Origin of the sequence: Streptomyces sp. NBC_00996 (assembly GCF_045162675.1) — a bacterium.
GTDB lineage: Bacteria > Actinomycetota > Actinomycetes > Streptomycetales > Streptomycetaceae > Streptomyces.
The window spans coordinates 9,169,253-9,183,836 of the sequence record NZ_CP108723.1 but is presented as its reverse complement, the minus strand read 5'-3'; the positions used below and the strand labels follow the sequence as shown (position 1 = coordinate 9,183,836).

The window sequence follows — 14,584 nt, the reverse complement described above, 5'->3', positions numbered from 1 at the left end:
TAGAGCGTCCAGCCAGAGGCGCTCGACCGTTCGATGTGCCGCACGGCAATCGGGGCATCTGTCCAGCAACGGCAGCCGCAGCAGAGTTGGGCGTTCATATCGGCATCACCACTTGCCATGTATGGCTCCCGAACTTGACCTTCCATAAGTCGACCTCGACGGTCTTGAGTCGTAAGTCTCGGTTCGTGCCAACTGCCGGCTCCGAAGTGAGGCGGGCGGGAAGCGGGGTGTGGTGTCCGAGGTCGCCGGCGGAGGGAAGGCGTCAGCCCTTGTTGGCACCGAGCGTGAGGCCGCTGACGAACTGGCGCTGCAGCACGAAGTACACGATCAGCGTCGGGATCGCGGTGAGCAGGGCGCCGGCGGCGACCAGGTTGGGGTCGGTGAAGTACTGCCCGGAGAGGTTCTTCAGGGCCGAGGTGATCGGCATGTTCTCGCCGGTCGAGATGAGGACGATGGCCCAGAAGAAGTCGTTGTAGATCCAGATGGACAGCAGCGTCGCCAGGGCCGCCATCGCCGGGCGGCACAGCGGCAGCACGATCTGCCAGTACTGCCGCCACACCGAGGCGCCGTCGACGAGCGCGGCCTCGGTGAGCTCGTGCGGCAGCATGCGCATGTAGTTGCTCAGCACGAAGGCGCAGAAGCCGGACTGGAACGCTATGTGGATGAGGACCAGGCCGAGCGCGGAGTCGTACAGCTTGCCGCTGACCGTGATGCCGGGCAGGTCGATGAGCAGGAACATGCGGTAGAGGGGGGTGATGATGACCTGCTGCGGCAGCAGGTTGCCCGCCGTGAAGACCAGCAGCAGGGCGAGGTTGACGCGGAAGTCGAACCGGCTGACGTAGAAGGCGACCATCGACGACAGGAACAGCGTCAGCAGCACCGCGGGGACGGCGATGAGCAGCGTGTTGCCGAAGTAGTGCGCCATGTCCGACTGCGTGAACGCGTTCGTGAAGTTGTCGAAGCTCAGCTTGTCGGGCCAGGAGACATAGCCCTTCGTGCTGGTCTCGGCGTATGGACGCATGGCCGCGTACAGCGCCCAGAGCAGCGGGGCCAGCCAGGCCAGCGCGGCGCCCGCGAGGAACAGGTGCAGCAGCAGCCGGGCGGGGCGGACGGGCGCGCGCCTTTTCGGCGCGACAGTGGCGGTGCTCATGCTCGCCGCTCCTTCCGGAAGGTGCTCACCAGGTACGGAATGATCACGACGAGCGAGATCAGCAGCAGGACGACCGCGATGGCGGACCCGTATCCGATACGGCTGGACTCGCCGATGATGTTGTCGGTCACGAGGATCGAGAGCAGTTCGGTGCCTTGGGCTCCGCCGTTGAAGACGTAGACGAGGTCGAAGGCGCGCAGCGACTCGATGATGGTGACGACCAGCACGATGGTGTTGGTGGGGCGCAGCGTCGGGAAGATGACGTTCTTGAAGGTCTGCCATTCGTTGGCGCCGTCGAGCGAGGACGCCTCGCGCAGCGAGGGATCGACGCCCTTCAGACCGGCCAGGTAGAGGATCATCATGTAGCCGGTGTGCCGCCAGGAGGCGGCGATGAGGATCGCCCACAGGTTGAGGTGCGGGTCGCCGATCCAGTCGATGTAGTGGCCGGGCTTGTTGGCCCCGATGAGGCTGTTGATCAGGCCCGTGTCGGGGTTGTAGACGAGTTGCCAGACGAAGCCGATGCACGCCATCGACACGACCACCGGCAGGAAGAACGCGGTCTGGTACACCCTGCTGAACCGGATCTTCTTGTCCAGTTGCACGGCCAGGAGGAGTCCGAGCGGGGTCGGGATCAGGATCAGGACCACGAACCAGATGACGTTGTGCTGGACGGCGGGCCAGAACTGCGGGTTCTGGGTGAACAGTTCGCGGAAGTTCTGCAGCCCGACCCACCTGATGGAGTCGAAGCCGATGCCGTCCCAGGTGGTGAAGGCGAGGGCGACGGAGGCGAGGGCGGTCACCCAGACGAGCGCGATGTGCAGGATCGTCGGGACGCCCGCCATCAGGCCCAGCGTGAACCGGTCGCGACGGGTGAGGAGGCGGCGGTGTCCCCGCGGCCCCCTCTTGCCGGGTGCGGGGGCCGGAGGCGGCGCGAGGGCCGCCTCCGGCATCTCAGCGGTGCTGGTGTCGGTGCTCATGAGGACGCGAAGATCGTCTTCTTCTGGCGCTCGATCGACGAGAGCAGGCTGTCCACGCCCTTGGGGTCGCGGACGAACTTCTGCAGCGCGGGCTGCATCACCGTGGAGGTGAAGTCGGGCCGGCTGTCGCGGTCCATGTACTGCGTGAGGTTCTTGGCCCCGCTGATCAGGTCGTACCCCTTCTTCTGCATGGCGCTGTAGGAGGAGGTGTCGGCCTTGGTGGAGGCGGCGACCACGTTCGGGTCGGACTTGAGGTAGATCTGCTCGGCGGCCGGGGAGCCCAGGTACTCCAGGAGCTTGACGGCACCGGCGTGGTTCTTCGGGGCCTTGCTGAGCATGAAGCCGTCCGTCGGGGCCTCGACGGTGTCCTGCCCGTACGAGGGGTCGATCTCCGGGAACGGGAAGAAGTCCAGGTCTTCCCGGTCGGCGGCGCTGGTGAACTGCTGGCCCACGAACATGCCCAGCAGGTACATGCCGGCCTTCTTCGACACCAGGGTCTGGGCCGCGTCCTGCCAGGTGCGGCCGACGGCGCCGTCCTGGTGGTAGGGGAGGATCTCGGCCCAGTTGTCGAAGGCGGCGCGGGTGCGCTTGTCGGTCCAGGATGCCTTTCCGGCCATCAGCTCGACGTGGAAGTCGTAGCCGTTCGTCCGGAAGTTGATCTGGTCGAAGGTGCCGAGCGCGGGCCACTCGTCCTTGTCGCCGAAGGCGATCGGGACCAGGTTGTCCTTCTTCATCTGCTTGCACAGGGCGATGAACTGGGCCCAGGTGGTGGGGACTTCGTAGCCGTGCTGCTTGAAGACGCTCTTCCGGTAGAAAATCGCCCAGGGGTACGTGTACAGCGGGACGAAGTAGTACTTGCCGTCCTCGCCCTTGCTGAGCGCCTTCATCGCGTCGGGGAAGTCGCCCTCGATCGTCTTCCACACGTCGTCGATCGGGGTGGCCAGCTTCTTGCCCGCGAAGAACTGCATGCGGTAGCCGGCGAACCAGTTGAACACGTCGTCGGGCGTGCCCTGGAGGTAGGAGTTGATCTGCTCCTGGAAGGTGTTGTGGTCCTTGGTGTTCACGTCGACCGTGATGCCGGACCGCTTCTTGAAGGCCGCGTAGATGTCGGCGAAAGCCTTCTTCGGCACGGCGTCCGACGCGTTGGAGCCGAGGGTCAGGGTCTTCGGGTCACTGGCCGCGCCGCTGCCGGCGCAGGCGCTGAGAAAGGGTATGGACGCGCCGAGCGCGGCCGCTCCGCCGATGCCGCGCAGCAGGGTGCGGCGGCTGGGACCCGGGACGGAGAGACCGGAGGGAGGGACTTGCATACGGGCTCCTGAGACAGTGGCCGACCGGCCGAGAGAAAACAACGCAGAAACGCAAGGTCGACCAGAAACCGACCAGATCAAACAACGTGGCCCATGAGACCCGTTCGGCCTGCCGAACGTCAAGGGCTGTGCGTCACCTTTCTGAAACTTGAGGCAAAGGGCCAGGTAGGCAAGGATTAGACCCGTGGAAACCATGGGTAACCTTGGAAGCTGAGCCGAATTCATCTTCTGTCCGAACGCCCAACGGGGCGTCCATGCCTTTGACTTGGGCCCAATAGATGAGAGCAACTCCAGCTACCCGCCACGCCTCCACGAGTGAGCGAATCTGTTTGATCTTTCCAGCTCCTCCTTCCTGTAGCCTGCGAGCGGACATGACCTCCTTACTCAGCCCCAGACCACCTCTCCTCGTCGTCCTGACGTTCCATCCGTGGCTAAATGCTTGATCTCCGTATCACCTCCTGACGCTCCGGCTCGGCCGCACACATAGGGGAGATCCTCCGTTGGCGCATCGGTCACAGAAACCGGGAAACCCGTGGGGCGCCATCACTCGTGGGCCAGCCCGGTCTGTGCAGGTCATACGTGCCTGGCGTCACTGCCAGTCCTTGGAGCGCCGCGGTGCAATGAAGCGTGCTGGCTCCTCATTCGGGGAGGCGCGTTGCCTGGCTCGTCACTCCCGGGCCGCAACGCGTTGCGAACGAGGTGCGGTCGGGGGCAGCACCGCGTCGATCCCTGCGTGGGCCCGCATGAGACTCGGTTCTGGAGACCAGGGGATGCGCCAACGCTGCGCGGCGGTGTGGTTGCAGTCGTAGATCTGCAACTGTGCGCCCGGCGGCGACCTCCCGCGGGCGGCGCAGGTACCAGTCGAAGTAAGCGTCCGACTTGTCCTGCCAGCCGTCGGCCCACACATCGACTTCGTACCCGTCCAGGCCCGCCGCGGTCGAGGGCGCCCAGGTGGAGTAGAGATCGGAGGTGTTGGGCTGAGTGTTCAGACCGGGGGTCACATACAGTTTTGATTCCGGCCTCGAGACCGCCTCGTAGCCGTCGTTGGTGTACTTGGACGTGTCACCCTTCCAGCCCTCGATGATGATGTCCTTGGCCGGCTGGATGGTGTTTCCACCAACCTCGTCCCACCAGTTCCAGATCTCGGTCTTGCGCCCGAGGCCGGTCACGACCTTGTTGAGATCGTTGACGAAGTTCACGAAGACATCGGCGACGTGACCCTTCGCGTTCGCGTTCGCACAGGCGACCAGATCCGGGCAGGCCGACATTTGGTCGAGGTAGGGGTACTCGTCATCGCCGATGTGGAAGACCGGCGAGTTCGGGAACAGCGGGACGAACTCCTTCAGCAGGTTGGTAACCAGAGTCAGGGTCGCCGGCTTGGTGACGTCCATCGTCAGGCGCCGTATAGACCCTTCTTCATCGAGTCGCACGTCCAGGCCAGCGAGGGCTTGTACTTGAGGATCGGCCCCGCGTGCGCCGACACGTCGATCTCCGGCACGAGCGTCACGTGGTACTTCTGCGCGTACGCAACTAGTGTCCTGCGCCATCAATTCGTCGTTAGTTCTTGGTGCCCCACTGCCGCCGACTTGGCCGAATACTCGCAGGCCGGGGCTGGATGGGCGGACAACCAACCCGGCCGGGCAAGGCGCGAATCCACCGACGAACTTCTGGCGCAGCGCACTAGTGTCCTGCGCCAGGAATTCGATGTAGATGTGTAGCCTTGGGCTGTGGCGCGTATGGGACGGCCGATGGCCGAGCTGACATTGACGGATGAGGAACGCGAGACGCTGGTCCGCTGGTCACGGCGGGCCAAATCCTCGCAGGCGCTGGCGCAACGCTGCCGGATCGTCCTCGGCTGCGCGGACGGGAAGTCGAACCAGGAGGTCGCTGCCGAGATCGGGGTGTGGCCCCAGACCGTGGGCAAGTGGCGGCGGCGGTTCCTCGCCGGCCGGCTGGAGGGCCTGGCCGACGAGCAACGCCCCGGCGCCCCGCGGAAGGTCAGTGACGAGCAGATCGAGGACCTGGTCGTCGCCACCTTGGAACGGACCCCCAAGGACGCCACCCACTGGTCGCGGGCGTCCATGGCCGCCGAGAGCGGGCTGTCGAAGTCCACGGTCGGCCGGGTCTGGAAGGCGTTCGGTCTTAAACCGCACCTGGTGGACACCTTCAAGCTCAGCAAGGACCCGCAGTTCATCGAGAAGGTCCGCGACGTGGTCGGGCTCTACCTGGACCCGCCGGAGCGGGCCCTGGTGCTCTGCGTGGACGAGAAGAGCCAGATCCAGGCGCTGGACCGGTCCGCGCCGATGCTCCCGATGATGCCGGGCATGCCCGAGCGTCGCACGCACGACTACCTCCGCAACGGCGTGACCACGCTGTTCGCGGCACTGGACGTGGCGACCGGTGAAGTCATCGGCTCGCTGCACCGCCGGCACCGGGCCGCGGAGTTCAAGAAGTTCCTCGCCAAACTCGACAAGGAAGTACCCGTAGACCTCGACGTACATCTCATCTGTGACAACTACGCCACCCACAAGACCCCAGCGATCCAGAAGTGGCTTGCCGCACACCCCCGGTTCCACATGCACTTCACTCCCACCAGCTCGTCCTGGCTCAACCAAGTGGAGCGGTGGTTCGGCCTGCTGACGGACAAGCAGCTCCGACGCGGAGTCCACAAATCCGTCCGCGCGCTGGAGAAGGACATCCGGGACTGGATCAAGACCTGGAACGAGAACCCCCGCCCCTTCACCTGGACGAGGACCGCGGACGAGATCCTGGAACGACTTGCCTCATATCTTGAACGAATTCCTGGCGCAGGACACTAGTGTGCTGATGTCCTCGTGGCTGTAGGAACCGGTGCTCGGCGCCAGGCCAGGATACGTCGTCGACTGCAGCCTGAACGCATCGTTGTCGGTGAAGTGCAGATGCAACTGGTTGAGCTTGTGCCAGCTCATCTGCCGGATCTGCCTCTTCAGTTCGTCCATCGCCCAGTAGCGGCGGCCGAGGTCCAGCATGACGCCGCGGTGGGCAACCGTCGGCCCGTCGATGGCAGTACCATTCGGCAGGTTCACGCGCGCGGGATTGGCCTTGAGGACTTGCTCGAGCGTCTGCTGGCCCCAGTAGACACCTGTGGCCGTCTTCGCGCGGATGTCGGCGGTGGATCCGACTTCCGTGGTGTAGCCCTCGTCGGCCTGGGTGGTCGTGGTGTCCAATCGGAGGAAGATGTCGCCGGCCTTCCCCTCCGCGGCAACGTTGACCGGCAGTTGCAAGCCGGTGATGGTCTTCAGGTCGGCGGCGAAGGTCGATGCGTCGGCCGACAGCTTGTCCTGGTCGGCGGTGTTCACCACGATGCGGCTGTCCGTGGTCAGGGTGAACGTGCCTGGCGAGCCGGTCCATTGCTGGATCGCCGGAACGGCGAGCGGCCTGGGATTGGCGGCCGCCGACGCCGAGTCACTGCCGACGACGACCACGCCCGCCAGGGCCACAGCGGTTGCTACGCCAGATGCGCGAGAAAGCCCGCCGGCCAAGCTTGGAGGAGTCTGTGACGACGACCCGGTGTGCACGTTCGGCGAAGAGCCTGCTGACGCTGGCCTCGTCCTCCTGATGCGCCATGATGCCCATCTGGGTGTCCATCCCGTCGATCCCCAGCACCGCAACATCCAGGACGACCTCGTTGAGGACTCCCGCAGCCAGCGGCTCGACAAGCTCGAACGTTTGAGGGCGCGCCACGCCACCGGTCGTCACGATCTTGATCTGGGGCCGTACGGCCAGCTCGTACGCGATGTTCAGCGCGTTGGTCACCACGGTCAGGGCCGGCGCCTGGCCCTTCCCTTCCTTGCCGCTGCTCGCACGGACCGCGAGGACTCGCGCCACTTCGGTCGTGGTCGTGCCGCCATTGAGGCCGACCGCCACCCCCCTCCCCGATGAGATCGACGGCGGCGGCCGCGATGCGCTGCTTCTCCGATGCGTGACGGGAGGACTTATGACGCAGCGGCAGCTCGTAGGAGACGCCGTGGGGAATGGCACCGCCTCTCGTACGCACGAGCATCTGCTGCCCGGCGAGTTCATCAAGATCTCTGCGGATCGTCGCGCTGGACACGCCCAGGGCGGCAGCGGCCTCGTCGACCTCGATGCCACCCCGCTCGGCCAGCAGTTCCATCAATGTGGTCCAGCGGTCGTGCTTGGACATGGTCAGTTCCTCGTCGGCTGGCAGGTGCGCTTTTGCTGCGTGTTCTGATCGTACGGACACGACGGTGCGCGCACGCGCAGCCCGGTCGACCTCTGTCTGCTCATACGATCACCACCACGGACGCTTACTTATGCGCGAAAGTAGCGAGTCCGAACAACTATTGACATCAACTGTGCGAGTGCGCCTCACCGTGCCGTGCATGAGGCCCGCAGCACGGGCCACCGGTTCCTCACAAGGCGGTCTGTGTCATGAACAAGCGTGTACTCGCCGTGTCCGCTGCCTGTGCGCTCGGCGCGCTCACTCTCTCCGCTTGCGGTGGGGGCAGCGGGTCGGCGAACGGGGAGGTGACGCTCAAGCTCGTCGCAGCGGACTACGGCGACAACGGCTCCAACAGCCCCTCCCCCTACTGGAAGGACGTGGCCAAGAGGTTCACCGCCACCAACCCCAAGATCAAGGTGGTCGTCCAGGTCATCGACTGGAACGACATCGACGCCCAGGTCAAGACCATGATCCAGAGCGACGATATGCCCGACATCCTCCAGACGGGCGGTTACGCCGACAAGGTCGCCGACAACCTGATGTACAAGGCACAGGAAGTGTTGTCGGGGAAGACCCAGGGCAACCTCATCCCGAGCTTCGCCAAGGCGGGCGAAGTCAAGGGCGTGCAGTACGGCATCCCCTTCGTCTCCTCCACCCGCGCCCTCTTCTACAACAAGGCGCTCTTCAAGCAGGCCGGGATCGACCGGGCGCCCCAGACCTGGGACGAGCTCAAGGCGGACGCCCAGAAGATCAAGGCGAAGGTTCCCGGTGTCACCCCCTACGCTCTGCCGCTCGGGCCCGAGGAGGCCCAGGGCGAGAGCCTGATCTGGGAACTGGGCAACGGCGGCCCCAAGGGGCGATGAGTGCCCATCGTGTGACGCGCCGTCCCGGGAACCACGTTCACGCGACTTTGTGCGTGGCTCGTCGTGCCGCCAGCCGCTCCCGCCCAGGGCTGCCCCGAAGCCGGACGTCTTCGGCGGCATGAGCAAGGGAGAACGCAACCGGATCAAGATCCGGGTCCGAACCGCGATGAGCTCCCAGGCCCAGCTCCAGGGCCGCAGCGCATCCAGACCGCCGCCGCCGAGAAGAAAGGCCCGCTCTACGACGCCCTGGGCATCACCATCAGCTACGAACACGCAATGAGGACCGCGACCGTCAGGTCGGGGCCCTCGTCACCGTATCGTCAATCGTTGGGGGACGATCTCGTGATCGTCCCAATCGTTGTGTCCGAGGGGGGACTTGAACCCCCACGCCCGATAAAGGGCACTAGCACCTCAAGCTAGCGCGTCTGCCATTCCGCCACCCGGACCAGGTGTCTGCCGCCTGGCCGGGGGTGTTCCCCGCGGCGACATGGACAACAATACCAAGGTTTCGGAGTGCCTTTCACCTGCGTATCCCGGTCGCCAGAGCGGATGCACGGGACTAGGTGGGGGTGCACCCATGGCCTCACCATGGGCGACCGTTCGACTACGACGCGTTCGCCGCGAGGGCGACGGCCAAGGACGCTGTCGCCGTGGCGGGAGCACTTGCGGAGCCGGATCACCTGGGAGTCGTCCCGGTGGTCGCGCGCATGCCGGCCGCCCTGGCCTCCCGAGAGGACGAGGCGCTCGGGCCCAAGGCCGGCCGGCTCGCCCATCACGGGGCCGGAGGACTGCGGGACGCGAACATCGCCCGGCTGGTCAGCGCCGCGCGGCAGCAGAGTGTCGACCGAGAGAGCATCGGACAGCGGGGCGGCGCCCCCGCCAGGAGCGCCGCCCGGCATCACCTCACGGCATGAGGTGGTAGTCCGGGAAGTTCCCGGGCAGCCGCTCCCCCGCCGGCCCCTGCGTCACCGCGCGCACCAGCAGCTCCCCGCCCACGAAGGCACCGCGCCACGACGCGCCGAAGCCGCCGAAGAGTTCGTCACGGTCACCCCGGGAACGGGGCTTGCCGCGGCCGACCTTGAACGCGCGGATCTGCGGGGCGAGTCGGTCGTACGTCGCCTCGTCGTCCGTGGAGAGCGTGGCGACGAGCGCGCCGTTCGACGCGTTCATCGCGGCGAGCAGCTCGGCCTCGGTGTCGACCAGGACGATGGTGTCGACCGGGCCGAAGGGCTCCGCGTGGTGCAGTGGTGAGGACGGGGGCGGGTTCAGGATCGTGACGGGCTGGACGTACGCCGCCGTGTCCTGGCCGGGCAGGAAGCGGGCGTCGGACAGCTTGCCGCGGTGCAGTGGGACGGCGCCCCGGTCGATGGCCTCGGCGACCTGGTCGTGCAGCTCCTTGGCCTTCGCCGCGTTGATGACCGGACCGAAGTCGAGTGTCGGGTACGGGTCAGCGGGGTGCTCGACCGCGAGCGGGTGCCCGACCCGCAGGGTGCGCACGGCAGGCAGGTACGCGGCCAGGAACTCGTCGAACAGCTCGCGCTGGACGACGAAGCGCGGGTAAGCCGTGCAGCGCTGCTTTCCGTAGTCGAAGAGCTTGGGGATGACCGCGGTCAGCGCGTCCCAGTCGGTGTAGTTCCAGATGCCCCAGGTGTTGAGTCCTTCCTGTTCGAGTACATGCCGCTTGCCGAGGTCGGCGACGGCGGTGGCCACCGCGGCGCCCGTGTCACGGCCGCCGACGAAGGAGACGCAGCCGATCTCGGGCGCGCGGACCAGCGCCTCAGAGAGCTCGCCGCCGCTGCCGCTGACGAGAGTGACGGGGATACCTTCGCGCGCGGCGAGCGCGCAGGCCAGGGTGAGGCAGGCGACGCCGCCGTCGGTCGGGGTCTTGGCGATGACCGCATTGCCGGCCAATGCCTGTACCAGCATTGCGTGAACGAGCACGCTCATCGGGTAGTTCCAGCTCGCGATGTTGGACACGGGTCCGTCGAGCGGGGCCCGGCCGTCCACCATGGGCTCGATGCCGTCGACGTACCAGCGCACACCGTCGATCGCCCGGTCCACGTCGGCCTGCGCGAGCCGCCAGGGCTTGCCGATCTCCCAGACGAGAAGGAGGGCGAGCAGTTCGCGGTGTTCGGTGAGCGCGTCGAGGGTCGCCGCCACGCGTGCACGGCGCTCCTCCAGGGGCACATGGCGCCAGGCGCGGTGCTGGTCGAGCGAGGCGCGTACGGCCTGCTGGGCGGTGGCGCGATCCAGGCGCGGCGGGCCCGCGATGGGGCTGCCGTCGACGGGGCTGGTGGCGGGCAGTGCCCGGCCGTCCGCCTGCCAGGCGGCTGCCCACAGATTGAGGACTCGGTCGTCGCGGAACGCCTCGGGAGCGACAGCCAGGCACCGCTGCCAGGCGTCGGTCCAGGACGTACCGGACTTCAGAACGAGGTTGGTGGGGTTGAGGGTGATTGCCATTCGGTGTCTCCGCTCTCGGTGCACAGTCGGGGGCGGGGGGCTTGGCATCTGCCGAACCGCAGAATGCATGCCCGCGCGAACAGTGGTCGCGTAGGTCGCGAACGGTGGTCGCGTATGTAGGGAGGAACGTAGTGAAGCCGGATTGTTCCCGACAGTCACGCCACATTAACTATGAGTGACGTCACGTTCCGTTTCCAGCTGGGTCAGCACCAGCCGAGCCGTCTCGGTCGGGGTGCCGCCCACGCGCACTCCGACCGCCTCCAGGGCCTTCTTCTTCGCCTGGGCGGTGCCCGACGAGCCGGAGACGATGGCTCCCGCGTGCCCCATGGTCTTGCCTTCGGGCGCGGTGAAGCCGGCGATGTAGCCGACGACGGGCTTGGTGACGTGGTCGCGGATGTACGCGGCCGCCCGTTCTTCGGCGTCGCCGCCGATCTCCCCGATGAGAACGATCAGTTCGGTGTCGGGGTCGTCCTGGAAGGCCGCCAGGCAGTCGATGTGGGTGGTGCCGACGACGGGGTCGCCGCCGATGCCCACGCAGGTGGAGAAGCCGATGTCCCGGAGCTCGTACATGAGCTGGTACGTCAAAGTGCCCGACTTGGACACCAGGCCGACGCGTCCGGGCTTCGTGATGTCGGCGGGGATGATGCCCGCGTTCGACTGGCCGGGCGTGATCAGGCCCGGGCAGTTGGGACCGACGACGCGCGTCCCCCTCTTCGCGGCGTGCGCGTGGAAGGCGACGGAGTCGTGAACCGGGATGCCCTCGGTGATGACGACGGCGAGTCCTATCCCGGCCTCGGCGGCCTCCACAACGGCCGCCTTGGCGAAGGCCGGTGGCACGAAGACCACGCTCACGTCCGCGCCGGTGGCCGCCATGCCTTCGCGCACCGACCCGAAGACGGGCACGGCCCGGTCGTCGAAGTCGACGGCCTGTCCGGCCTTGCGCGGGTTGACGCCGCCGACCACGTCCGTGCCGGCCGCGAGCATGCGACGGGTGTGCTTCATGCCCTCGCCGCCGGTCATGCCCTGGACGAGGACCTTGGACTCCTTGGTGAGAAAGATGGCCATGTCCCGCTCCTTCAGCTTGTGTTGGCGAGTTGGGCGGCACGGCGGGCGGCACCGTCCATGGTGGTGGCCTGCTGCACCAGGGGGTGTGCGTGGCCGTCGAGGATGGCGCGGCCGCGGACGGCGTTGTTGCCGTCCAGGCGGACCACGAGCGGTTTGGTCAGCCGCACGGCGTCCAGGGCCTGCACGATGCCGTCGGCGACGGCGTCGCAGGCCGTGATCCCGCCGAAGACGTTGACGAAGACGGACTTCACGTCGGGATCGGAGAGGATGACCGCCAGGCCGTCGGCCATGATCTGGGCGGATGCCCCGCCGCCGATGTCGAGGAAGTTGGCCGGCCGGGCGCCGCAGCCGGCGACCACGTCCAGCGTCGACATGACCAGGCCCGCGCCATTGCCGATGATGCCGACCTCGCCGTCCAGCTTGACGTAGTTGAGGCCCTTGGCCCCGGCCGCCGCCTCCAGGGGGTCGTCGTGCCCGGCGCCCTCTTCTCCCCAACGCGCCTGCCGGAAGCGGGCGTTGTCGTCGAGGGTGACCTTGCCGTCCAGGGCGAGGATCTGCCCCTGGGCCGTGCGGACGAGGGGGTTCACCTCGACGAGGACGGCGTCCTCACGCGTCAGCACCTGCCACAGTCGCATCAGGACGTCGACCGTCTGCGGTGGCAGACCCGCGGCCTGCGCGATCTCGGACGCCTTCGCCGACGTCACTCCTTCCGCCGGGTCGATGTGAATGCGCGCCACCGCCTCCGGCCTGGTCGCGGCCACCTCCTCGATCTCCATGCCGCCCTCGGCGGAGGCGATCGCGAGGAAGCGTCCGGCGGCACGGTCGAGGACGTAGGAGACGTAGAACTCGCTCTTGATGTCGACCGGCTGAGCCAGCATCACCTCGCGGACCGTGTGGCCCTTGATGTCCATGCCGATGATCCGGCGTGCCGTGAGCTCGGCGGCGGCCGGGTCGGCGGCGAACTTCACACCGCCCGCCTTGCCGCGCCCCTCGGTCTTCACCTGGGCTTTGACCACGACGCGACCGCCGAGCCGGCGGGCGATCTCGCGCGCCTCCTTGGCCGAGCTCGTGACCTCGGCACGCGGCACCAATATGCCGTGTTCCTCGAAGAGCCCCCGTGCCTGGTGCTCGTACAGGTCCATGATTCGGCTCCTGTCTTAAAAGTGCTGCACGACCCCTGGACATCACCCATCGGATGCGGGATAACAATCTTCATACAGTATCCGTCGACTGTATGCAATGTGCGGGACGCCGCCCACGACCAGCGACGCCAGGACGCTCAAGGCAACGGACAAGTGAGGTGACCTGTGACAACCAAGGCTCTCGAAGGCATTCGCGTCCTCGACATGACACACGTCCAGTCCGGCCCCTCCGCGACCCAACTGCTGGCCTGGCTGGGAGCGGACGTCATCAAGCTGGAGGCGCCGACCGGTGACATCACCCGCAAGCAGCTGCGGGACATCCCGGACGTCGACTCCCTGTACTTCACGATGCTCAACAGCAACAAGCGCAGCATCACCCTCAACACCAAGACCGAGCGCGGCCGGCAGATCCTCACCGAGCTGATCAGCCGCTCCGACGTCATGGTCGAGAACTTCGCCCCGGGCGCGGTCGACCGCATGGGCTTCACCTGGGACCGCATCCGCGAGATCAACCCCCGTATCGTCTACGCCTCCATCAAAGGTTTCGGCGAAGGCCCGTACACCGACTTCAAGGCGTACGAGGTCGTCGCACAGGCCATGGGCGGGTCGATGTCGACCACCGGCTTCGAGGACGGGCCACCCCTGGCGACGGGAGCCCAGATCGGTGACTCGGGCACAGGCATCCACGCCGTGGCGGGGATTGTCGCGGCGCTGTTCCAGCGGGAGAACACCGGACGTGGTCAGCGGGTCAACGTGGCTATGCAGCATGCTGTGCTCAACCTCTGTCGGGTGAAGCTGCGCGATCAGCAGCGACTGGCACACGGTCCGCTCACCGAATATCCCAACGAGGACTTCGGCGACGAGGTTCCCCGGTCCGGGAACGCCTCCGGCGGTGGCCAGCCCGGCTGGGCGGTCGCATGCGCACCCGGCGGCCCGAACGACTACGTGTACGTCATCGTGCAGCCCGTCGGCTGGAAGCCCCTCAGCGAGCTCATCGGCAGGCCCGAACTGGCCGAGGACCCCGAGTGGGCCACCCCCGAAGCCCGACTGCCCAAGCTCGAGAAGATGTTCCAGCTCATCGAGGAGTGGACCAGCACCCTCCCCAAGTGGCGGGTGCTGGAGGTGCTCAACGCCCACAACATCCCTTGCGGACCGATCCTGTCCACCAAGGAGATCATCGAGGACGAGTCGCTGGTCGCCAACGAGATGGTCGTGAAGGTGCCGCACCCCGAGCGCGGCGAGTTCATCACCGTGGGCAGCCCGCTGAAGCTCTCCGACTCCCCCGTCGACGTAACCAGTTCGCCGCTGCTCGGCGAACACAACGAAGAGGTCTACATCGGCGAGCTCGGGCTCGGCGACGAAGAGCTGCGCCTGCTCAAGTCGAACGGGGTGATCTGA

General features: G+C 66.7%; 12 protein-coding genes, 1 tRNA gene and 2 pseudogenes. 4 read left to right on the top strand and 11 right to left on the bottom strand.

The window, feature by feature from the left end; all coding sequences use genetic code 11:
* Positions 1-262: 262 nt before the first annotated feature.
* The 5 genes and pseudogenes from OG390_RS42570 to OG390_RS42550 form a co-directional block, all read right to left on the bottom strand.
* Positions 263-1,150, bottom strand: a complete 888-nt coding sequence (locus tag OG390_RS42570; protein ID WP_406171166.1) for a carbohydrate ABC transporter permease — start codon at positions 1,148-1,150, stop codon at positions 263-265.
* The gene (locus OG390_RS42565; protein WP_406171168.1) at positions 1,147-2,127 is read right to left on the bottom strand and encodes a carbohydrate ABC transporter permease; all 981 of its coding nucleotides are present in this window, start codon (positions 2,125-2,127) and stop codon (positions 1,147-1,149) included. The genes OG390_RS42570 and OG390_RS42565 overlap by 4 nt, the downstream gene beginning before the upstream one ends.
* On the bottom strand, positions 2,124-3,434 hold the full coding sequence (locus OG390_RS42560) for an ABC transporter substrate-binding protein (RefSeq protein ID WP_406175461.1): 1,311 nt from the start codon (positions 3,432-3,434) through the stop codon (positions 2,124-2,126). The genes OG390_RS42565 and OG390_RS42560 overlap by 4 nt, the downstream gene beginning before the upstream one ends.
* A gap of 638 nt (positions 3,435-4,072) precedes the next feature.
* Entirely contained in the window at positions 4,073-4,825 is a 753-nt protein-coding gene (locus OG390_RS42555; protein ID WP_406175459.1) for a family 20 glycosylhydrolase, read from the bottom strand.
* Between the two features lie 2 nt (positions 4,826-4,827).
* Positions 4,828-4,962 (bottom strand): annotated as a pseudogene (locus OG390_RS42550) (hypothetical protein); the annotation flags it as partial.
* A 208-nt stretch (positions 4,963-5,170) separates the two neighbouring features.
* Between OG390_RS42550 and OG390_RS42545 the strand changes: the two are divergent.
* Positions 5,171-6,253, top strand: coding sequence for an IS630 family transposase (locus OG390_RS42545; protein WP_406178200.1), 1,083 nt, complete (start codon positions 5,171-5,173; stop codon positions 6,251-6,253).
* On the opposite strand, the gene OG390_RS42540 is transcribed toward OG390_RS42545, so the two are convergent.
* Complete coding sequence (locus OG390_RS42540) at positions 6,218-6,898, bottom strand: glycoside hydrolase family 20 zincin-like fold domain-containing protein (protein WP_406175457.1); 681 nt, start codon at positions 6,896-6,898, stop codon at positions 6,218-6,220. The two genes, OG390_RS42545 and OG390_RS42540, sit on opposite strands and share 36 nt — an antisense overlap.
* 31 nt (positions 6,899-6,929) lie before the next feature.
* Positions 6,930-7,617 (bottom strand): annotated as a pseudogene (locus OG390_RS42535) (DeoR/GlpR family DNA-binding transcription regulator); the annotation flags it as partial.
* Between the two features lie 248 nt (positions 7,618-7,865).
* Between OG390_RS42535 and OG390_RS42530 the strand changes: the two are divergent.
* Positions 7,866-8,519 carry an ABC transporter substrate-binding protein gene (locus tag OG390_RS42530; protein WP_406175456.1) on the top strand — a complete coding sequence of 218 codons (654 nt, stop codon included), beginning with the start codon at positions 7,866-7,868 and terminating at the stop codon, positions 8,517-8,519.
* Positions 8,520-8,880: 361 nt separating this feature from the next.
* Here OG390_RS42530 and OG390_RS42525 read toward each other — a convergent pair.
* Positions 8,881-8,965 (bottom strand) — tRNA-Leu (locus OG390_RS42525).
* A gap of 204 nt (positions 8,966-9,169) precedes the next feature.
* Between OG390_RS42525 and OG390_RS42520 the strand changes: the two genes are divergently transcribed.
* Positions 9,170-9,433, top strand: coding sequence for a hypothetical protein (locus OG390_RS42520; protein WP_406175455.1), 264 nt, complete (start codon positions 9,170-9,172; stop codon positions 9,431-9,433).
* Here OG390_RS42520 and OG390_RS42515 read toward each other — a convergent pair.
* The 3 genes from OG390_RS42515 to sucC all read right to left on the bottom strand — a co-directional run bounded on the left by OG390_RS42515 (position 9,423) and on the right by sucC (position 13,186).
* Positions 9,423-10,979 carry an aldehyde dehydrogenase family protein gene (locus tag OG390_RS42515; protein WP_406175453.1) on the bottom strand — a complete coding sequence of 519 codons (1,557 nt, stop codon included), beginning with the start codon at positions 10,977-10,979 and terminating at the stop codon, positions 9,423-9,425. The two genes, OG390_RS42520 and OG390_RS42515, sit on opposite strands and share 11 nt — an antisense overlap.
* 165 nt (positions 10,980-11,144) lie before the next feature.
* Positions 11,145-12,044: a succinate--CoA ligase subunit alpha gene (gene sucD / locus OG390_RS42510; RefSeq protein ID WP_406175451.1), complete on the bottom strand. Its 900-nt coding sequence runs from the start codon at positions 12,042-12,044 to the stop codon at positions 11,145-11,147.
* A gap of 11 nt (positions 12,045-12,055) precedes the next feature.
* Complete coding sequence (sucC, locus tag OG390_RS42505) at positions 12,056-13,186, bottom strand: ADP-forming succinate--CoA ligase subunit beta (RefSeq protein WP_406175450.1); 1,131 nt, start codon at positions 13,184-13,186, stop codon at positions 12,056-12,058.
* Positions 13,187-13,351: 165 nt separating this feature from the next.
* Between sucC and frc the strand changes: the two genes are divergently transcribed.
* A complete protein-coding gene (gene frc, locus OG390_RS42500; RefSeq protein ID WP_406175448.1) occupies positions 13,352-14,584 on the top strand; it encodes a formyl-CoA transferase in 1,233 nt (410 codons plus the stop codon).

What these genes read in the sequence shown, in the direction of transcription:
- OG390_RS42560 (WP_406175461.1), bottom strand. Translation starts at nt 3,434, where the DNA reads ATGCAAGTCCCTCCCTCCGGTCTCTCCGTCCCGGGTCCCAGCCGCCGC.
- OG390_RS42555 (WP_406175459.1), bottom strand. Translation starts at nt 4,825, where the DNA reads ATGGACGTCACCAAGCCGGCGACCCTGACTCTGGTTACCAACCTGCTG.
- sucD (WP_406175451.1), bottom strand. Translation starts at nt 12,044, where the DNA reads ATGGCCATCTTTCTCACCAAGGAGTCCAAGGTCCTCGTCCAGGGCATG.
- OG390_RS42565 (WP_406171168.1), bottom strand. Translation starts at nt 2,127, where the DNA reads ATGAGCACCGACACCAGCACCGCTGAGATGCCGGAGGCGGCCCTCGCG.
- OG390_RS42545 (WP_406178200.1), top strand. Translation starts at nt 5,171, where the DNA reads ATGGGACGGCCGATGGCCGAGCTGACATTGACGGATGAGGAACGCGAG.
- OG390_RS42515 (WP_406175453.1), bottom strand. Translation starts at nt 10,979, where the DNA reads ATGGCAATCACCCTCAACCCCACCAACCTCGTTCTGAAGTCCGGTACG.
- OG390_RS42530 (WP_406175456.1), top strand. Translation starts at nt 7,866, where the DNA reads ATGAACAAGCGTGTACTCGCCGTGTCCGCTGCCTGTGCGCTCGGCGCG.
- sucC (WP_406175450.1), bottom strand. Translation starts at nt 13,186, where the DNA reads ATGGACCTGTACGAGCACCAGGCACGGGGGCTCTTCGAGGAACACGGC.
- OG390_RS42570 (WP_406171166.1), bottom strand. Translation starts at nt 1,150, where the DNA reads ATGAGCACCGCCACTGTCGCGCCGAAAAGGCGCGCGCCCGTCCGCCCC.